We start from the raw sequence: 19,346 nt of genomic DNA on the forward strand, positions 1-19,346 counted from the left end.
TCAGAAAGCGTTAAAGATTGCCTGATTAAAGGGTGGTTGCTATAGTCCGCAAACGTCCGCCACTAATACAGCAACGTTATTTGCTAAAGCAGCGAACGATAATGCAACACATCACGTAATTTAGCCGCACGATTGGTTTAGAACCCATGTTTTTCGGCCCATATAGATTCTCAGGGCGGGTCAAGCCAAAAACGTCGGATTACGTCACTGTGCACTGCAAGTAAGAGTTTCGTCCTTAAAAAGAACCGCCATAGCGCATTATGCAGGACGATTTGCGAGCATCTGGAACAAATTCCTATATTGCTGCCACCCTGATCGAGCAGCAATTTAAAAATTGGAGCTGGCGTAAGCCAGATAGGTACTGCTAATAGGAACAACCGGGAGGTTGCCTGAACCTGCGAGTGCAATACCAGCGCACGTCATAATCGGCGTAATGGGCTGTGGCTGACTACCAAGAAAGAAGTTGAGCCACACGCATGAAAAGAATGCTAATTAACGCAACGCAAGAAGAAGAATTACGCGTTGCATTGGTTGACGGGCAACGCCTGTACGACCTGGATATTGAAAATCCGAATCAAGAACAGAAAAAAGCCAATATCTATAAGGGTGTCATTACCCGAGTAGAGCCCAGCCTTGAAGCTGCATTTGTTAACTATGGTGCTGAGCGCCACGGTTTCCTTCCTGTCAAAGAGATTGCCCGTAGCTACTTCCCCAAAGGCTATGAGTTTCATGGCCGCCCGAACATTCGTGACATCATCAAAGAAGGTCAGGAAGTTCTTGTTCAGGTGGACAAAGAAGAGCGTGGCAATAAAGGTGCAGCACTAACAACCTTCGTGAGTCTTGCCGGCTCCTACCTTGTGTTAATGCCAAATAACCCAAGAGCGGGCGGTATTTCACGCAGAATCGAAGGAGAAGAACGTTCAGAACTAAAAGCAGCGCTAAGCGAGCTGGAAGTTCCTAACGGCATGGGCCTGATTGTCAGAACAGCAGGTGTTGGCAAATCGGCAGAAGAACTGAAGTATGACTTAGCCAATCTGCTGAACCATTGGCAGCGTATCGATGAAGCGACCCAGAGCACCCCTGCCCCGGCACTGATCCATCAGGAAGGCAATGTTATCGTTCGTGCCATCCGTGATTATCTGCGTCGCGATGTGGGTGAAGTCGTTATCGATAACGCCCAAGTTTACGAACAAGGTAAAGCACATATTGCGCAGGTTCGCCCTGACTTTGTTCAGCGTGTGAAACTGTACAGTGGCGAAGTGCCGCTGTTCTCGCATTACCAAATTGAAAGCCAGATCGAATCTGCGTTCCAACGCGAAGTTAAACTGCCAAGCGGTGGTTCGATTGTTATCGATCCGACCGAAGCGCTAACTTCTATCGACATTAACTCTGCCAAAGCAACAAAGGGCAGTGATATTGAAGAAACTGCGCTGAACACTAACCTCGAAGCTGCTGATGAGATCGCTCGCCAACTTCGCCTACGGGATGTCGGCGGTCTGGTTGTAATCGACTTCATTGATATGTCCCCGGTACGTAACCAACGTGCTGTAGAAAACCGCCTGCGAGATGCTGTTCGTCAAGATCGCGCAAGAATCCAGCTTGGCAAGATCAGTCGCTTTGGCTTGATGGAAATGTCACGTCAGCGCCTGCGTCCCTCGCTTGGCGAATCAAGCCAGATTGTCTGTCCACGTTGTGATGGTGCCGGCAGTATTCGTGGAATTGAATCTATTGCTCTCTCCGTACTTCGTTTGATTGAAGAGGAAGCGATCAAGGAGAACACTGCTCAGCTTCAAGCGCAGGTACCGGTTGAGATCGGTACTTACTTGTTGAATGAGAAACGTGCTGCAATTCGTGGGATTGAGAAGCGTAACCGCGTTAGTGTAATCATCATTCCTAACCAGCATATGGAAACGCCGAAATATCAGGTAACTCGCCTGCGCAAGGATGATATTCAGGAAGATTCCAGCTACGCGATGATCGCGCCTTCTGAAGAGCCAGAAATGCGTTTATCAACACCTGGCGAACAGGTGAACAGGCAGCAACCGGTACTCCAAGGGTTTGTTACTGCCCCAGCTGAAACGTCGGAAATGCCTGCGAAACAAGCTAAGAAACCGCGCCCGCAAAAGCCTTCATCAAAACCCTCTAAAACGAAAGAAGACGCTGGTGTATTGGCAAAACTGTTTGCATTTATTGCTGCCCTGTTCGGCGGTGGTAAAGAGGAGCCGAAGTCCAAGAAATCACGCCAAAGTGGTGACAAACGACAAGGCGGTAACCAGCGCAACAATCGTAATCGTCGACGTAACAATGAGCGCGATAACAAACGTAGACAGCGCGGGAAACGTCGTGACGACGACAAAGAACAGAAGCGCGCCTCTGATGAGCGAGGCGATTCGAAGCCTAAGCAAGAAAAGAGTGGGAACAAGTCTGACCGTCGTCGAGGAAAGAGCAGAAAACCAGAGAAAGTTGCCAACGAAAAACAGGAAGCAACTGCGGATGAAGCTCAGAAAGAGGAAGGGCAAAAACGCCAGGAGCAGGTGGCAAAGCGCCGCCAGCGCCGTAATCTGCGCAAGAAAGTGCGTGTAGCGAATGAAGACGCACCGAAGCCATCAAAGAGCTCACAAACGAAAGAAGAGCTGAAGCCGGTTGACCCAGTGGTGTCTGAAGATCCAATTGGTGCTCGCTACCCTGAAGCCGTTAGCGCTGAAGCATCGTCAGAAACAGCTGTTGAGGCAGTAGTTGTTGAGACGCCTAATGAACCAGCAGAAGCCCAGCCGAAGACTGCTGATGCAGACGCAAAAAGTGCTGAAACTGAAGCCAAGCTCAAGGTAGAAGAAAGTGCCGACAACGTCGTTGAAACCGAGGCCAAGGTCGTTGAGGCTAAAGTCGAAGAGACTCCAGTAGAAGACGCAGTTTCAGATGCTGACTCGGCTACCGCTGAAACCCCGATCGAAGTTGAAGAAGTTTCTGCTGCAGTTGCTGAAGAGGCTGACACTGCCCCACAGGCAATCAAAGCTGAGAAAGCAAATGAAGAAGAGCCTAAAGAGGCCGAAACTACAGATACTTCGTCTGACGGAGAGCAAAAACCAGCGGTTGCCGATGTGACAGTTGAGGTATTGGAAGAAACACCTGTAGCTTCTGAGCCATCAACAACAGCTGTAGAAGAGCCTGGTTCGCCAGTTACTGTAGAAACCGCTGAAGTAACTCACGCTGACCGTTACGCTAAGGCGGCTCTAAGTGATATGGCAAAGCCCGCACCAGTAGAAACTAACGATGTAGACGTTTCAATCATCAATAGGCGTTATGGCGCAGGGTTAAGTGATAGCCGTGGAGCATCTACTTCCAAGGCACGTGAACACGCCACAGCAGAACCTACAAAGCCAAGCATGTAGAGAGCATTTGGCAGCCCCTATTGGGTCGCCAACCTCCTGTTTAGCACAATAAAAAAGCCGCATCAAAAAATGCGGCTTTTTTTTCAGTGTTAGCAGTTGGTTCTTAAGATTGAAGTTGACGCAACAACCCGTCACATGCTTCTTCAAGCAAGTCTAAAACCACCTCAAAACCTTTTGCCCCACCATAGTATGGGTCAGGTACCTCTACTATGTTTGAGCTACCATAACTCAACATCAACTGAACTTTGTCCTGATACTGTTCAGGACAACGCCCTATTAGATCATCTAGGTTTTGTTGATCCATGGCGAGTATAAGGTCAAATTTTTCAAAATCTTCTGCTTCGACCTTCCTAGCGACAAACCCTTCACAGCTATAACCACGAAGGGTTGCCGCGGCTGAAGCTCTTGGATCTGGCGGTGTGCCTTGGTGATAGCCTATTGTACCCGCTGAATCAGAAGTAACTTCGATGCCTAAGGCTTGAGCTTTCGCTTTAAAAACAGCTTCTGCGCTTGGTGAACGGCATATGTTGCCCATGCACACGAACAAAATTGAATTAACCTCTAGCGCCATCAGCAATTTATCTCTTAACAATGTGTTTCCTACCAAGTATCACTCTACCAACTAAGCGTATTTATTGCTGTATTAGCTTCTCAATTAGTACCACTTTACCGCCACGCAGTGTAAAGATCGTGATCGTGTTTTGATTTTCAAATTCGTAGCCTAGCTTTTCGACTTTCGGCGACTCTTCACCTGATAGCACTTCTTGCATTAATGGTGTTCCGCATCGTGCAAGAATAGCGAACTTATCATCGCCGTGTTTTATCCAACCACCATCGCAATGATAGTTTTTTACCGTATAGCTGGAAGCATAACAGCTCGCGATGGCCGTTGAAGCGACCAAAAGCCCAATAGTAATCCTGGTTAACATTAGAATTTCATCCATAAAAAAACACCCAACAGGGTGTCTTTTATAGTAGATAATTCAGGCTCTACCATTGCGCTAGCTCATTTATTAGCTCACCGTAGCCCTGCACCTCTAACGCATCAAACAGGGGACTGATAGATTGCCACTCAGAGGAGACAGCCGCATCGAGGGCGTTGCTAATCTCCATCGCATGCTGTGCACTATGGCCCTCGTTGATCGCCAGTGCGATGATTTCAGATTGATTAAACCCACGAGTTCCTGATTTAATCTCTTTGATCGCGATATCTAACATGCGACCCTCCTGACAGTGTTTTAGTAGCTCTAATGTATCAATTGAAGCACACTCAAACGATTACGTATTAACCACGCCGTGATCAGAGACAAACAAAGGTGCAGTACTTACCCTCAACAGTTTGGCATCGATCACATATTAAGAGTTTTGGTCTTATGGGACAGCTTTTGACGCGACACCTACAGCGCATTATCTATAAAAAGATCCGTGAGGCTGAGACCGCTTTTTGCGTCCAATTTCCTCACATCACCATAAGCTTTGATTTGAAAGGACGCGCAGCAGGAAAGGTCGAGTACCGCTGCACTCTCTTCGGCAAGATGAAGCAAGCACACCTAAGGCTCAATCTAGACGCCTATCATTTAGATAAAAACTTTATCGAGAGTGAGGTGGTCCCACATGAAGTTGCCCACCTTGTTTGTGCCCTTCTCTATCCAAGAAAATCTGAAGTGAAACCGCATGGGGTTGAGTGGAAAGAGATCTGCCAAATATTGGGCGGCTCAGGAAAGGCGACTCACGCTCTACCTTTGAAAAAAAAGTTTCAACAAAGAAAATGGCTTTATCGAGATTCTCACGGAAAGGAGCATTCGGTATCTACAACACGGCACAAAAGGCTCCAAAATGGAGTGCAGTATCACACACGTACACTAGCCAGCATCACGAAGGAGGGCTTTATCAGGCAACATATCTCTGTTGATGAATAAATCAGGTTCGAACATAAACTGCAATAATACCTGTCTCAGCCATGCATAGGTGCAACCGTGTGCCGGTTTTGGGGGTGGTATATTGCAGCAACCCATTGATGCTGCGTAAATCACCAATCTGATAGTCCATTAGCTCTACTTGAGTCTTATCGTACATTACCGAACCCAGCCAACGAACGGTTTCTGCAAACGCATTTAAATAATCTTCATGGCCGTTACAATCCAAGGTTAGTAGGTCAATGGGTAGGTCAACTTCATCGACGTAATCCAAAAACAAACCTTTAAGCACTACCTTAAGTTGTACCGCATCCTTGGCATATCCTGATTTGGACCATCGGATCTTCAGCGACTCCCCGCCCCCCAGTCTCGCGATACAGACAGCATCATTCTGAATCATGGATACTGTTTTTTGAGGAGTAAACGCAAGCGCTGAGCTTATGCTCAATATTTGTATCGATTCTTCGTTTTTGTTCAGGCTTTGAAACGAAGCTGGAAATGAAGCCCGTCCATAAGGAAATAGGTAACACTTCTTATGTGAGGCGATCTCTGGTAGCACCTGTTTGAGGGCTTGATACTCTGCCATTCCAGCTTCAGTAATTGAATCCATGGGCAGTGGATCCATATAGATTATTAGTGTTCCCTCTGATTCCAGATAAGGTGTGACTATTACTCGAAATTGATTTAGCAGGCTTTGTGTGTGTGTTTTGTTGTCGCAAGATGAATCAAATATGCGATGAAGTCTCGCTTTTATTGCGGTGTCTTGATGATCCACAACCTCAAAAGGGCAAAGCGCTTTGCGGTAGTTCTTTACTGAACCTAAAAGAGTCGAACCTATGGCCAGCTTTTCAATGATCATTTTTTCTGCTCACTAGCCTATTTTGACTGTCGGATTTCCTACGACAATCTTTCCTCCATGGGCGGTACTATCACCCAGCCTTGCAGCAGGTTTACCATTAATTTTCACTGAGCCAGAACCAGAGTTGATAGTATCCGGCGGTCCGACACATATGAGCTTATCTCCCTTCCTTGCTGCAGGAACGCCTCCTATGGTCACATTACTTGAGCCAGCGATGACAGGCCCACCAACATGAGGGACTTTTGACGTCACTTTGGGGCAAACATGAAAACAGCCAATGGTTGCAGCGGGTTTCGCCATGATAAATTACCTAGTTCAATGAAATTGAGCCTGCTTTAAGTGCAATAGCACTGCCGTTTATAGAGATCTTCGACCCTTTTATATCGATCGCACCGCTGCTGGACATTGTGATCGAAGCAGAGCCAGTTTTGATTGTGATCGACTTTCCTACATCAATCGTCAGTGTCTGAGATACTTTTAACTGATCTTTTCCATTCACAGTAACCTGACGGTTTTTGTCGATGGCAACCTTGTCATTTGCTTTAACTGTTAGGTTTCTATTGTTACCAACCTCTGTGCTTTGATCATTTTCAACGACATTGAGCTGGTCTTTCTCAGCGTGAAGGTACAACTGCTCACAACCCTTGGTGTCATCGAACTTAATTTCATTGAAGTTTGGTGCGCTCCCCCCTTTTGTAGAGCGTGTTTTTATACCAGAGATGTTTTTGTTCGCAGGTAATGAATAAGGGGGCATTAAATCAGCATTATAAATTGCACCATTAATAATAGGCTGGTCAGGGTCGCCGCCCAGAAATTCAACCAATACTTCCTGCCCTACTCGTGGAAAGAAGAAAGCCCCCCAATTATCGCCCGCCCAGTTCTGTGCAACTCGTATCCAACAGGAACTGGAACCGTCTTCTTTACCTAACCTATCCCAGTGAAACAACACTTTAACGCGGCCATATTCATCAACATGAACTTCTTCACCCGCATCGCCAGTGACTCTTGCCGTTTGCACTCCGCCGATTACAGGCCTAGGCGTTATCTTTTTTGGGACATATACAAGATCACGAGGAACACAAGAAATCCGATTTTCAATTAACCAGGTATCATTACCTTTAACGTTTCCAGTTTGATCGGGAAGTTTGATTGATAATTGGTTTCCTACAATCAGGTAACTTTTTCCTACTTCTGAAGCTGTCTCGTGCTTTTTGAACTTAAAATAACCGCCAGCATGAAGAGTTCTGCAATTTGACACACCAAAATGGAGTTCGTTGTCTCGTCTGGCAGACGCAAGTAGAACGCTTGCTGCTCGACCTGTTCGATTGCCCCATTCTGACTCACCAATATATTTATATATCTCTAATCCGCTCTGATAAGACAATGGCGTGGTTTTTGCCAAGTCAGAAAGTGGTTTGTCCCTTGGTTTCTCGTGGCTGTACCCAATCACAGATGATTTGTAGCTATCTAAACCGGACAACGAATCCCATTTATGCATATGTGCTTCAGAAAATGAACCAGTCGTATGTACTAGTTCGCCTTCAGGACACTCAATGTAATCGTTAGCATTATCAGAGAAAAATATTTGATGACTGCCTTTCTCGTGCTTGAAGAAGTAGTAAAGGCCTTCATCTTCAAGCAACCGATTAACAAAATCCAGGTCAGTCTCATCGTACTGCACCTTGTACTCGAATTTACTTAACGCGTTTTTTATAGAAAAAGAGCTTTTAATGCCGTATTCACTCAGGATCTGACCGATAACTTCCTTTGTGTCTTTATCCTGAAATATCCTGTTGTTTGTTCTGTTTGAAAGAAAATAGAAATCCGGCACTATTGAGATATGAAAATTGAAAATGTTTTCACCTGTCTCTACTGAAACCCTATTACCTTTTGATACGACAGCGCTGATAACGCCATTAAAAAATCTTTTGCTTTTATCTGTGTTCTCAACAGTTATTGTTGCTTTCGTCCCCAATAGAGACTTTATATCAATTGAACTACCGTTGGAGTGTACATCTAATTCGATGTTATATATGGAGGAAAGCCTTTCATTTACCTCTAACGAAGTGACTTGGATGACATCTGTTCCCAATGTCGTATTCAACTTAACCAGACTAGTTTTATTTGATGCCTGTTCCATGGCCAACCCAAATTAGAAGATAAAATTAAAAGGGGCAGAATAACTGCCCCAAAACAACTTATAGCTGTTGGCCTTTAACGCCGCTATAGCCGTATACCATAGGTGCTTGAACATTGTTCTTGTCGTCAGTAGGTGTCACTGTCATCATCATCTCTGTATAAGAGATAGTGAGTGTTTCTACGGGACGATCGTTTTGAACAGATACTGAATAGCTAGAGATCATCGCGTCAGTCAGTTCAATTTTCATAATTTCTTCGATTTTTTCACCTTGTTTAGTGATATGAAAAATCGCTTTTTTACCTTTACCGATGGTCGCTTCTTTGAACAAGTCAGGAGAAGCTTTGTCTTGCAGCTTGGTAATGGTGATATCACCCAGACGAGTGGCGCTAGCTTCACGGTCTTGAGCAGTACCAGTGAAAGAAGTGATTTCACGGTTTACTGACCAGTCAACCGACAGCAAAGTAATCAAATCTTTGTACTGCTCAGCTGTTGTTTCGCCCTTGATACCTTCGTAATTAAGATAAGTATTCGCTTGCACGCTAATCTCCTTTAGCATTATCTATTGTAAAGTTATTACTTTACATCTTGGAACATCATTATTGATGTAGTGATAAAACCAAAGAGGAAACGGAGGAGAATTACTCCTTGCCAAGTCCCTTTGGCATTAATCTGGCCTCAAGTTCCAGAAGCCAAGTTAATTATATGTACTGCTATCTTCATTTCAACGAAAAACTATCGATAGGATATTAAAAAACAATCACTTAAATAGTCTTAGCTAATATTTGCGCAAAGTTCGCCTTCTGTTATTGTCAGTTCAACAGATAAGACGTCAACTTTTTCTGAAATTGCCATTAGTACTTTTTCTGAAACTAAAGGTAAAAGATGATTTTGAATAAATTGAATTATATTCCTTGCGCCTGTTTTGATATCACCACACCTATCCAAAACATATCTGTAAACTGTGTCATCAACCTTTAAGCTGGCACCGTGATGCTCCATGAGACGGAAAGATAAATTATTAAACTGCATCGAAAGAATCCTTCTCATCTGTTCAGCTCCCAATGGATAGTATGGGACTGTATTTACGCGCCCTAAAAACGCTGGCTTAAAGTAGCTAAGCAGGTCTTCTTGAAGTGCTTTAATCAGTCCATCAGGGGTTGGCGCGGTCGCAGGGTCTGCACACAATTGTAGCGTCGTATCCGCTCCCAAATTGCTTGTCATCATGACAATAGTATTAGAGAAATCGATATCTCTACCTTCTCCGTCTTTAATGACACCACGGTCAAAGGCCTGATAAAAGATATCTTGAACACCAGGGTGAGCCTTTTCCATTTCATCAAGCAGTACAACGCTGTATGGCCTGCGTCGGACAGCTTCGGTCAAAATGCCGCCTTCGCCGAAACCGACATATCCCGGCGGTGAACCAAGAAGCAAACTCACTTTATGCTCTTCTTTGAACTCGGACATATTGATCACCGTCAGCGCATCTTCACTGCCGTAGACTCTTTCCGCGACAGCAAGCGCGGTTTCCGTTTTACCCACGCCACTTGGTCCTGCCAGCATGAAAACACCGTTTGGCCTGCGCTCATCTGACAGCTGAGCTCGTGCAGTCTGAATTACTTTTGCGATCAAATCGACAGCGTGATCCTGGCCTACAACCCTTTGTTTAAGGCTATCTGAAAGCCCCATCAAAATTGAGAATTCGTCACTTTGCATCCTACCAAGAGGAATGCCCGTCCAGTCTGACAGTATTCGGGCGACTGTTTCTCTTGATACATGACTGTCAACGAGCTGTTCCTCAGATGTACTGGCTTTAGATTTAAGCTCGAGCAACTGTGCCTTCAATGATGCCTTTTCTTCGGTATCATCAGTCGAAAGCAATTTGGTTGAAGTTTGAGATATTTGGTCACAGATACCTTTTTCATCGCGCCACTGAGACTCTTTACTATTAAGAGTGATGCTCTTTTGAGCGAGAAGTTCGGTGATCTCAGCTATACGCTGGTGATGGTCTTCGCCGAGTTGCTGCTCCTTGGTAAGGGCTTCCAATTCAATCTTTAGGTGTTCACATTCCTTAGCCAGCACTTCGATTGAAGCCGGAACAGCGTTTTGGCTCATCGCGACTCGAGCGCATGCTGTGTCCAACAAAGCGATCGCTTTATCGGGCAGTTGCCTGGAGGGCAGATACCTTTTAGAGAGGTGGACCGCCGATTTGAGCGCTTCATCATCAATGAAAACACCGTGGTGGGTTGTCATGCTCGACGCAATGCCTCTTAACATTCTGACAGCCATGTCAGGCGCAGGTTCGAGAACGTTAATGACTTGGAAACGACGTGACAAAGCCGCATCTTTTTCAAAATATTTCTTATACTCGGCCCACGTGGTAGCAGCGATGGTTTTAAGCTCCCCTCTCGCCAGCGCAGGCTTGAGTATGTTCGCAGCATCGTTTTGTCCTGCCGCTCCGCCACTACCGATTAGGGTGTGTGCTTCATCAATAAACAAGATAACGGGTGTTTGTTGCTGCCCAACCTCCTTGATTATCGATTTCAATCGATTTTCGAACTCACCCTTAACACCGGCGCCTGCTTGTAATAACGCAAGATCCAGCGACAACAAGCGAACATTTTGAATTGCCTCCGGCACTTCATCGTTAGCTATCTTTAACGCCAGACCTTCCACTACAGCAGTCTTACCAACGCCGGGTTCACCGGTTAGCAAAGGGTTGTTTTGACGGCGGCGTGCGAGTATATCGATCATCTGACGAATTTCGATTTCTCTGCCAATAACAGGGTCTATTTTGCCCGACCTGGCTGCAGCAGTGAGATCTGTCGTGTATTGTTCAAGCATTGGTGCTTGTGTGCTACTACTTGCAGGTGTTTCTATGTTTTCCGAAACACCCTCATTCTCGATGGCTGTCTTAATTGACTCCGGTGAAACACCATCAAACAATCGAATTAGATAGGCCGCGTTGCTCGCTGTACTGTCATCGGTCAATAGCGTGTGGAAAAGGTGGCCAGCGCGAATATGCGTATCGCCAAATACTAACGAGCAGTTGAGCCAACTAGCTCTTAACCATGAAACCAAGTTGGTTGATAAGCCTGGTGTCGCGTTATAACCGGTTTTCACACGCTCTAATTGCTGTGTGGCATCAGCGAGTAACACTCCCTTTTCAACGCCTAATGCGTCAAACACGTTGTCCAGAAGGCCCTGATTTAAAATCGCTTGCCACCAGTGACTAATCTCTACCGACTCATGAGAGAGCGAATGGCTTGAAGCCGCGGCCAACTCCAAACTTCTTCTAGCATTTGGTTCAAGTTTTTCTACCAGTGACTTCAGTGTCATTGTAGACATTTCAGCTTCCTTACTTTGGTCTAGTTAATTTTGCTACGTCAGCCGAGTTTGACTGATGTCCATTGTTCCAGTTTTTTCTTTTGAGCACTTAGCCGCGCTCCGCCACCTAAACCGTGTTTACGGACGCCAAGGCTAAGTCTTTGGTAGTTTTTGTATTGCGTCTCAACGATAAATTTGGCCTCTATAGCCGACGGCAAGTAGCGCTGAGCAAACTTAATTAGATTTTTTGATGCGTTAGTTCCCGGCATATAGCGACTAGCTTGCTCTTCGTTGCTCGCTTTTATCCTAATTTCTATATTTGACTCAATATCCCAGGTTCGCTTCCCAAGGATGGCTGACCTACCAAGTTGACAGTATTGGCCCTCAGGTTCGGTGCGGCTTGTGAGGTGTGTTTGATCACTCCTGGCTACCTGTTTCCAGCAGCCCACGTTCTGCTTAATGGCCACTCGACAATGGGTTACGTCCTCGAGCATGTGCTGTAGGCTTTTCGCGCTTACAATGCGCCGAGAGAAATGTCCTGCGTAGTACTTTTCTGCACCTTTTTTGGCGCCGGAGATGCTGCTAAGTAAGCTACTGGCTATAGCATTTCTTCCATTAGCTTCATTTTCTATTTGAATGGGGTATTGGAATTTTTCCCACGCACGATAGTCCAGCGATGCCAATCGATGATTAAAAAGGTCGTAAAAATCAGCCATTGCCGTGTCTTTCGACTTCAGTCTATGTAACACCAGCTCTGTGTAATGTTTTGGCAAAACACCATTTGCACCAGTAAGCGACGGCATAGTGGTTTCCAGCGTAGTTCTGGACTCGGCTTCGCCTTTAAAGTTAGCTAAGCGATTGACCGACTGAGTTGGCAAGCTTAGAGACTGGCTCGCTTTTAACTTAATAGATTCGTCTGTGGGTAACGCATCAGTCCCAATTAAGCCGCAGGTTTTACCGCGCTGTAGGTATTTAACCACCTCAAAAAAACTTAACTGTTCCAAATGAAGCTCTGACAGTTCCTTGCTCATAGTAACGGTCGACCTCCACTGGTTGCACCCCAGCTATAACAGGCCGTTTTTTGGTCACGTAATTTGATCGTTAATCGGGTAAAACTATTAATATGAGCAAACTGAGAAAAGAAGTTCGACAACACCGTGCCGAACAGGAATATTTGGCTGCCGAATAGCTCATCATCCATCATCTCTACTTCAACATCGCTGCCACTGCAGATTGCCGCCCTGCCCTGGGTTAAGACCCGCGCGGTCGTGGGCTTCACTGTAACTCCAGTGATTGCTTTGATTAATGTTCGATTTTCAGCCGCTTCTGTGTAGTCATATAAACGAAGCACTGTTTGCAGTAACTCGGCACCGTTATTCCCGGAGAAATCGTTTAGGCTCAGGTGCTGGACTAACTGCCAATCATCATCTTCATTCGGCATTTTCCGGTAGGTAGCAGTCGGAGCTACAAGGCAGGTTACTTTTTCAATAACATCAGCTCGTTCGCTGATTCTACAACGAGGTGAATCGGCTCCAAACGGCAGGCGACTGGGTAAATTGCGATTGCAACACAAGGCTTCGACCTCGATAACCTTGTGAGTGTTGTTCAAAGGGCTCGCCGCATTACCGACAATAGATAAATAGGATTCCATGCCTGGCTCAGTGTACCCACCTGCCCATTGACTGAATTCTCGCCGAAGTCGCCAATAGCTGATGGCACGTTCAGCATCGTCAGTTTCAGGCAAAATATTTTCCTGATAGAAAGCATAAATGGGTTGTTTCTGCCCACTGTACCCGTGCGCTGTCACACGATTAACTTTTACGACCTCGGAGATGTCCTGGTCTTCATAACTGGCCTTAAGTTGGTATTCATACTTAGCCTCGGAGTATTCGATAGGCTCAAGAACTGTGTCGTAGAGGTTTACCACGGGAACACAGCCTAACCTTACATTGTCTCGACTTAACTGCTGCGCAAGCGTGTTTTCAGGTTGTTCGAAAAAGAATACCAAATCACAATTCGAACCATCTCCCCACCAATCAGGGTTCATTTCTTCAATGTCGAAAAACAAGAATTTCTGTGGAAACGTAAAGTGTTCCGCCAGTAAACGGAAAGCTGAAAAGCTCTGTTTGCTATAAGGGATAAGTTGCTCTTCATCCTTAAAGCCAACCACTGTTATATGACGCTTTTGAAGATACTTTACTTTCTCATGCCCGTTAGCCTTACAGACAATAGCCGCGCCCAGAGCACCTTGGTGTAGCAACTTGGCCAACGGATAGGTTAGCTGAGGGATACCATTTAAAAACAGTCTCAGGGTATTGATAGACATTGTTGACAAGGAAACATTGTCATATTTAGCTCGCAGGGAAAGCCTGAGTATTGAGCGAGTCTTATTTGTAAATGGCCCGCAATCAAACTTAAACGGGGCATTGATAAACTGGGCTTTATCAAGTATCAGCGGATACACTTGCGTATCGTAGCAAGTTCTGAATCGACACTCTTTATAACCCGGCGCAGTCATTTTGACTTCGGCGCCGCGCGTCAGGTTCAAGGGTGAATCAGTTAAGTTTTTGGTCGTCAATTCAACCACTGACATGGACGGAATAGGCGCATGAAAATCTGGCATGAGCTGCCCAAGCAAGCCGTTGGCAAGTTCCGGATAGCCTTCATCCAGCCTTTGACGTATCTGAGCGGTGAGAAGAGCGAAACCTTCGAGCAGGCGGGATACGTGCGGATCTTCGGCCGTTTCATCACTTAAATTCAATCGACCTGCAACTTTAGGATATCTCTTCGCAAAGTCAGCACCGGAATGACGTAGAAAAGCTAACTCACGGTTATAGTACTTAAGGAGACTGTCCATCAACCAACTTTCCTTACAGAAATACCCAACCTCACCGGCTCTAATTCTGAGTCAAACGTAATCTCCTCAGGCAGTGGCTCTGCCTGAACGACCGCGTTGATTCGAATTTTGAATGTTCTCTCAATGCTGTTGGGGTCTGATAGGCTGTACACGGAAACATGGGTAAATCTCAAATCAAAAGTCCGGATCAACTGCTCTATGTAGCTACAAACCTGCGATTGGCCATCTTCACTATCAGTCCTTAACGTTGCAAAATCCGGCAACCCGTAACTCAAAACTGACTTTTTAAGTTCTTCATATGCCTCAGGTATTTGGATCCAGGTTTGACGCGCATTGAGTAGATTTTCTAAATCCCGACGTATACTGTCTCGATACAAAGACACGTTCGCAATTTGCACCTGTCCGCCATTTGTACTGCTGTCTTGGTCCAGAACCAACCTGTCGATAATCGACGGTTGAATGGCTTGCGAACGGTCTTTTGCACTAAGCGACACTATGCTGGCTCCACCGGATCTGTCTCAAAGGCTTCTGAGATTGATGAGATTGCCTGTAGCGTCATTCCCTCTTCTCCCACAAGCCATGTTTTGAGTCCTACGCCCTCATAGATAAGACCACCGCACAACGATAGCCAATCAGTTTCTCGTCCCAACTTTTGGCTCTCTGTTTCAGAATTCACATAAGTGAGTGGGACAAAAACTTCACCAGATAGCCCATCCTTTACGGTCAACTGGACTCTACGCCAAACATTTTCGATAAGTGAACTTACGGGTAAGAATGACATTTTTTCAATCTGATCAACTGCCAGTAGATAGTAGTGACCATTGGTTCCAAAACACTCAAGGAATTGACTGAAAGTGTCATCACCATCCCTACAGTGGAGCACTGCTGTGTCATTAATTGCGATAGGTTTATCTACTTTATAGCTTTCAAGAACCTGCTTAGCTTTAGTTATCAGATCCTTATCGTCATTCATAATGCCTAGTCTCATCTTAACCAGGGCACCAAACTGTGTTTTGTCGCCGGCAAGTAAGGTAGCCGAATCAGCCCCCTTCGAAAAATCTATGCGCGCCTGTGCCGCTCTGACGAGTTGGCGGAGATTGACGGCACCACCAAGACATTCTGGGTGCTGTTTTACCAACATGTCCAACTGACTGTCTGCCAGTTGTAGCTGCCCATCCAGACACAACAACTCAATGTACTGACTTCGTACATCTATATTCATAGGGTCGCTGCGTAGTCCATCAGCAAGTAGTTCGATCGTGCGGTTGAGTTCGCCTGAAGAAATTAACTTTTTGATATCCATATCTTTATACCGTCATGCCTTGGGCTGGAGTGAGTTCGGTAACCAGCTTGATGCTGGATACCATCTGATCTAACTGAAAATGCGGGCGGAGGTGTATCACACTGAAATAGTGCCCGGGTTTTCCCGCTCGCTCTTTAACTTTAATGGTCGCTGCGCCCAGAGGGTATTTGGCACGCAGCTCATTCGACGAGTTATCGCTTGAGGTGGTGTACTGATGCAACCATGCTTGCAGCGTAGTTTCGATTGATGCAGCAGTATCATGTGAGCCAATAATGTCTCTGCCCATTACTTTCAGGTAATGAGCAAATCGACAAACACAAAGGGTGTATTGGAGCATAGATGCAAGCATCTGGCTTTTGGTCTCGTTGTCTTCATTGACCGTGATGGCCTGTAAAGATGGGTTAGAATAGAAGGCCAGCAAGGCTGAATAGTTGACAGGAACAAGCGGGATCACCCCGGTGTCAGCCAACTGTTTTTCCAAACGATCAGAAATCTGCACATCTGTAGAATGGTGCCCTAGCCCGTTACCAGTAAGCTCTGCCAGTCGAAAATTTGGAACGCCAGTCACTAATCCACTACTTACCTTCTCGACTTCGATTCCTCTGATCTGACTAAACCAACCACTTTCGCAGAATGCGCGAATAAGCACGCTACCGAATGCAAAATTAGCATTTCCCCATACCAAGTCCTGGTCTTTGTTAGCGATACGCTCCTCAAAAGCAAACGCTTCATTGCGCGAACTGTCTGAACGATAGGGTTGTCGCATCAGGATTCTCGGTAAAACCAAACCGAGAAACTTACTATTTTCATCGCGCCGTAAGCTCTGCCATTCGCTGTATTCAGGTTGTGCGAAATGCGCACAAGGCTCTGACACCGAGGGCAATTCTCTGAACTGATCTACTTCGAACAATTCTGGGCTGGCTGAACAAATAAATGGTGCAAAAGAAGCTGCGGCCGTATTGGCTATTTCACGAAGAATAGCGGCGTCGTTGGTACGCTCTCCCCGCGCTCTGTAGGCACTTACAGCATAGTCACCAAGCAGCACACCAAATGGCTTACCACCCGGCATGTCATACTCATTTTTGTATATAAGTCGATAAAACTCGCTCTGTTCAAACTCTATTGCTCTGGTTACATCCTTTTTTAACTCGGGCCAGCCTAAACTCAGCACTTTGATCAGGCATTGGTTGTTTGAGTCATTGCTAAACTTTGTATCAACCAAATAAAATAGTCCGCGCCACCGCGCCTCCAACGACTTAAACGCAGGCGCGTGCAGGATCTCATTGAGCTGTTCAGATATGCATCTGTCTATCTTGCTGAGTAACCACAGCAACACTGTGTAATCTGATCTATTCGCGGATTTGCTTGTTTGCTGCGCAGTTAAATCTGATTGAAAACCCGTCTCTAGAGGCATAGCCGTCGTGTTCATCATCATCCCTGAGATGGGGTTGAAGGAGCATGGCTCTCCTTCAACCCTCACTTTCAATTAACTACCGATTTCAGGGATCTTGGCAACCAATCGCAGTGAAGTCGTAAGTTCCTCCATCTGCAACCAAGGTCTCAACCATGCGATCGCATTGTATGCGCCGGGTTTTCCAGGGATCTCTTTTACCTGAACCTTTGCATCGGCGAGTGGGTATTTGGCGCGAATGTCCTGTCCTCCGCCCTCAGATGCATTAACAAATGTAAGGATCCAGCGGTTTAACCATGCCTCGACCTCTTCGGCTTCCATATAGCTTCCGATTTTATCCCGTGCCATCACCTTCAGATAATGTGCGAATCGGGAAGTGGCCATCATATAAGGCAGACGACTAGAAATTGCAGCATTTGCAGTCGCTTCCGGGTTGTCATATTTTTGCGCTTTTTGGCAGGACTGGCCGCCAAAAAATACTGCATAGTCAGTATTCTTGTAATGGCAGAGTGGCAGGAAGCCCAATTTGCCCAGTTCTGCCTCACGGCGGTCTGTAATGCCTATTTCTGTGGGGCACTTCTGATCAGGATCGCCATCATCGCTGATAAACATATGAGAAGGGAGATTCTCGACTCGACCACCACCTTCAGCGCCGCGAATCGCTGTGCAGAAACCATATTTCGCGAATGCGTCAGTTAGCTTGGCACCCATGACGTAGCTTGCATTCATCCAGCAATAATCTTCATGGTCGGCGGATTTGCTGAGCAGAGATTCTGCATCCAAATCAAACTCTTCGTACTTAAACTCTTCAATAGCGCATGTGGCTTCACCATACGGCAACCTGGCAAGCACACGTGGCATAGTTAAAGTAACGAAACGGCTGTCATCACTCTCTCTGAATGAACGCCATTTACTGTATTCGAGAGATTCAAACACTTTCTCTAAATCTCTTGGTTTTGACAGTTCAGTCCAATTGTCAAAACCGAACAGCGATGGCGACGATGCAGAAATAAATGGTGAGAAGCCCGAGGCTGCAACGTTAGACATCAGTGAGAGTGTTTCAATATCCTCAGGATGATTAGTAAACTCATAGTCACCAATCAACGCGCCGTATGGCTCGCCACCTGGCGTACCAAACTCAGATTCATATACCTTCTTAAACACCTGGCTCTGGTCAAATTCGACAGCTTTGCTCAAGTCTTTATGAAGCTCTTTTTTCGTCATGCTTAACATACGAATTTTTAAGGTCTGACTGGTTTCACTGTTCATTACTAAATAGTTCAAACCGCGCCAGCTACCTTCGAGCTTTTGAAATTGCTCGTTATGCATGATCGCGGCCAGCTGACGGGAAATATGATCGTCAATGGCTGCGATAGCTTCGTTGAAAGTGACTGTAAGATTCTTTTGCCACGTGACAGTGCCATTTAACGCTTCTTCGGTTAGCGTTTTTAGCAACTCCTGCGCGCGACTACTCTCTGTTTGCTTAGTCGCATCGATAGCTTGTGACAGTAAGCTTGATGCTTCACCTTCTACCTCAGGGGCTAATGCTTCTGCTGCTTCCGTGCTCATTCTGCAGGCTCCTTGTCATTGATGTTTAATTCATCCGCTAACTTCTGCAGGTCACCTGAGTTGTTTAACACCTTCTCAAGAATGTCTTCCAACTCTTCAGAGCGATCTACTTTGGTCATTAGGTCGCGAAGCTTGTTTCGCGTTTCCATTAGCTTTCTGAGTGGTTCAACCTGGTTCACAACGGCAGCCGGTTCGAAATCGGCCATAGAGTTAAACTGAAGTTGAACGCTCATTTGACTGTCATCATTGGCAAGCTTGTTGTCTACCTTGAATGAAAGTTGAGGGTTCATTCGCTTCAGGACGTCGTCGAAGTTGTCTCGATCGATCTGGACAAATCTACGATCTTTAAGTGGCTTCAAAGAGTCAGTGTTTTGTCCTGCAAAATCTCCCATAACACCCACAACAAAAGGGAGCTCTTTTTTTACCGTCATACCTTCTGTTTCTACATCATATGTGATGTGAACCCGGGGTTTACGAACCCGGGATAATTTGCCGTGGATGCTGTTCATGGTGATCTCCTTTTCATTACGTTCCACGCGACTTCACAATGTTGAGTTTGAAGCCTAAGTTACGAT

General features: G+C 45.9%; 17 protein-coding genes. 2 read left to right on the plus strand and 15 right to left on the minus strand.

The features are described from left to right. The first annotated feature begins 476 nt into the window (after positions 1–476). On the plus strand, positions 477–3,389 hold the full coding sequence (gene rne / locus ABEA14_RS12105; RefSeq protein ID WP_345340270.1) for a ribonuclease E: 2,913 nt from the start codon (positions 477–479) through the stop codon (positions 3,387–3,389). A gap of 103 nt (positions 3,390–3,492) precedes the next feature. Here the strand turns inward: rne and ABEA14_RS12110 are convergent, their stop codons facing one another. The 3 genes from ABEA14_RS12110 to ABEA14_RS12120 form a co-directional block, all read right to left on the minus strand. Next, complete coding sequence (locus ABEA14_RS12110) at positions 3,493–3,960, minus strand: low molecular weight protein-tyrosine-phosphatase (RefSeq protein ID WP_345340411.1); 468 nt, start codon at positions 3,958–3,960, stop codon at positions 3,493–3,495. Between the two features lie 61 nt (positions 3,961–4,021). Then, the gene (locus ABEA14_RS12115; RefSeq protein ID WP_345340271.1) at positions 4,022–4,333 is read right to left on the minus strand and encodes a DUF2845 domain-containing protein; all 312 of its coding nucleotides are present in this window, start codon (positions 4,331–4,333) and stop codon (positions 4,022–4,024) included. Between the two features lie 46 nt (positions 4,334–4,379). Then, the gene (locus ABEA14_RS12120) at positions 4,380–4,607 is read right to left on the minus strand and encodes a hypothetical protein (protein WP_345340272.1); all 228 of its coding nucleotides are present in this window, start codon (positions 4,605–4,607) and stop codon (positions 4,380–4,382) included. 155 nt (positions 4,608–4,762) lie between these two features. Here ABEA14_RS12120 and ABEA14_RS12125 point away from each other — a divergent pair, with 155 nt between their 5' ends. Beyond that, positions 4,763–5,308: a SprT family zinc-dependent metalloprotease gene (locus tag ABEA14_RS12125; RefSeq protein WP_345340273.1), complete on the plus strand. Its 546-nt coding sequence runs from the start codon at positions 4,763–4,765 to the stop codon at positions 5,306–5,308. Position 5,309: 1 nt separating this feature from the next. Here the strand turns inward: ABEA14_RS12125 and ABEA14_RS12130 are convergent, their stop codons facing one another. The 12 genes from ABEA14_RS12130 to tssB form a co-directional block, all read right to left on the minus strand. Beyond that, positions 5,310–6,164, minus strand: a complete 855-nt coding sequence (locus ABEA14_RS12130; RefSeq protein WP_345340274.1) for a hypothetical protein — start codon at positions 6,162–6,164, stop codon at positions 5,310–5,312. Between the two features lie 12 nt (positions 6,165–6,176). Further along, on the minus strand, positions 6,177–6,464 hold the full coding sequence (locus ABEA14_RS12135) for a PAAR domain-containing protein (RefSeq protein ID WP_345340275.1): 288 nt from the start codon (positions 6,462–6,464) through the stop codon (positions 6,177–6,179). A 10-nt stretch (positions 6,465–6,474) separates the two neighbouring features. Next, positions 6,475–8,304, minus strand: a complete 1,830-nt coding sequence (locus ABEA14_RS12140) for a type VI secretion system Vgr family protein (protein WP_345340276.1) — start codon at positions 8,302–8,304, stop codon at positions 6,475–6,477. Between the two features lie 58 nt (positions 8,305–8,362). Further along, the gene (locus tag ABEA14_RS12145; protein ID WP_345340277.1) at positions 8,363–8,842 is read right to left on the minus strand and encodes an Hcp family type VI secretion system effector; all 480 of its coding nucleotides are present in this window, start codon (positions 8,840–8,842) and stop codon (positions 8,363–8,365) included. Positions 8,843–9,075: 233 nt separating this feature from the next. Continuing rightward, positions 9,076–11,652: a type VI secretion system ATPase TssH gene (gene tssH, locus ABEA14_RS12150; RefSeq protein WP_345340278.1), complete on the minus strand. Its 2,577-nt coding sequence runs from the start codon at positions 11,650–11,652 to the stop codon at positions 9,076–9,078. A gap of 38 nt (positions 11,653–11,690) precedes the next feature. Continuing rightward, positions 11,691–12,662 (minus strand): type VI secretion system baseplate subunit TssG, encoded by a 972-nt coding sequence (tssG, locus tag ABEA14_RS12155; RefSeq protein ID WP_345340279.1) that lies wholly within the window; start codon positions 12,660–12,662, stop codon positions 11,691–11,693. Further along, a complete protein-coding gene (gene tssF, locus ABEA14_RS12160; protein ID WP_345340280.1) occupies positions 12,659–14,488 on the minus strand; it encodes a type VI secretion system baseplate subunit TssF in 1,830 nt (609 codons plus the stop codon). Before tssF ends, tssG begins: the two co-directional genes overlap by 4 nt. After that, positions 14,488–14,982 (minus strand): type VI secretion system baseplate subunit TssE, encoded by a 495-nt coding sequence (gene tssE / locus ABEA14_RS12165; protein WP_345340281.1) that lies wholly within the window; start codon positions 14,980–14,982, stop codon positions 14,488–14,490. Before tssE ends, tssF begins: the two co-directional genes overlap by 1 nt. After that, the gene (locus tag ABEA14_RS12170) at positions 14,982–15,791 is read right to left on the minus strand and encodes a type VI secretion system accessory protein TagJ (RefSeq protein WP_345340282.1); all 810 of its coding nucleotides are present in this window, start codon (positions 15,789–15,791) and stop codon (positions 14,982–14,984) included. The genes tssE and ABEA14_RS12170 overlap by 1 nt, the downstream gene beginning before the upstream one ends. 4 nt (positions 15,792–15,795) lie before the next feature. Next, positions 15,796–17,220 (minus strand): type VI secretion system contractile sheath large subunit, encoded by a 1,425-nt coding sequence (gene tssC, locus ABEA14_RS12175; protein WP_345340283.1) that lies wholly within the window; start codon positions 17,218–17,220, stop codon positions 15,796–15,798. Positions 17,221–17,277: 57 nt separating this feature from the next. Beyond that, a complete protein-coding gene (gene tssC / locus ABEA14_RS12180) occupies positions 17,278–18,771 on the minus strand; it encodes a type VI secretion system contractile sheath large subunit (protein ID WP_345340284.1) in 1,494 nt (497 codons plus the stop codon). Continuing rightward, positions 18,768–19,280, minus strand: a complete 513-nt coding sequence (gene tssB, locus ABEA14_RS12185) for a type VI secretion system contractile sheath small subunit (protein ID WP_345340285.1) — start codon at positions 19,278–19,280, stop codon at positions 18,768–18,770. The genes tssC (ABEA14_RS12180) and tssB overlap by 4 nt, the downstream gene beginning before the upstream one ends. Positions 19,281–19,346: the final 66 nt, after the last annotated feature.

Origin of the sequence: Corallincola platygyrae (assembly GCF_039544265.1) — a bacterium.
Taxonomy (GTDB): domain Bacteria; phylum Pseudomonadota; class Gammaproteobacteria; order Enterobacterales; family Neiellaceae; genus Corallincola; species Corallincola platygyrae.

Bases quoted from the DNA above. Each gene is read 5' to 3' on its own strand.
- ABEA14_RS12115 (WP_345340271.1), bottom strand. From the start codon at position 4,333: ATGGATGAAATTCTAATGTTAACCAGGATTACTATTGGGCTTTTGGTC.
- tssF (WP_345340280.1), bottom strand. From the start codon at position 14,488: ATGGACAGTCTCCTTAAGTACTATAACCGTGAGTTAGCTTTTCTACGT.
- ABEA14_RS12135 (WP_345340275.1), bottom strand. From the start codon at position 6,464: ATGGCGAAACCCGCTGCAACCATTGGCTGTTTTCATGTTTGCCCCAAA.
- tssG (WP_345340279.1), bottom strand. From the start codon at position 12,662: ATGAGCAAGGAACTGTCAGAGCTTCATTTGGAACAGTTAAGTTTTTTT.
- ABEA14_RS12140 (WP_345340276.1), bottom strand. From the start codon at position 8,304: ATGGAACAGGCATCAAATAAAACTAGTCTGGTTAAGTTGAATACGACA.
- rne (WP_345340270.1), top strand. From the start codon at position 477: ATGAAAAGAATGCTAATTAACGCAACGCAAGAAGAAGAATTACGCGTT.
- tssC (WP_345340284.1), bottom strand. From the start codon at position 18,771: ATGAGCACGGAAGCAGCAGAAGCATTAGCCCCTGAGGTAGAAGGTGAA.
- ABEA14_RS12120 (WP_345340272.1), bottom strand. From the start codon at position 4,607: ATGTTAGATATCGCGATCAAAGAGATTAAATCAGGAACTCGTGGGTTT.
- ABEA14_RS12125 (WP_345340273.1), top strand. From the start codon at position 4,763: ATGGGACAGCTTTTGACGCGACACCTACAGCGCATTATCTATAAAAAG.
- ABEA14_RS12170 (WP_345340282.1), bottom strand. From the start codon at position 15,791: ATGGATATCAAAAAGTTAATTTCTTCAGGCGAACTCAACCGCACGATC.
- tssC (WP_345340283.1), bottom strand. From the start codon at position 17,220: ATGAACACGACGGCTATGCCTCTAGAGACGGGTTTTCAATCAGATTTA.
- tssB (WP_345340285.1), bottom strand. From the start codon at position 19,280: ATGAACAGCATCCACGGCAAATTATCCCGGGTTCGTAAACCCCGGGTT.
- tssH (WP_345340278.1), bottom strand. From the start codon at position 11,652: ATGTCTACAATGACACTGAAGTCACTGGTAGAAAAACTTGAACCAAAT.
- ABEA14_RS12110 (WP_345340411.1), bottom strand. From the start codon at position 3,960: ATGGCGCTAGAGGTTAATTCAATTTTGTTCGTGTGCATGGGCAACATA.
- ABEA14_RS12130 (WP_345340274.1), bottom strand. From the start codon at position 6,164: ATGATCATTGAAAAGCTGGCCATAGGTTCGACTCTTTTAGGTTCAGTA.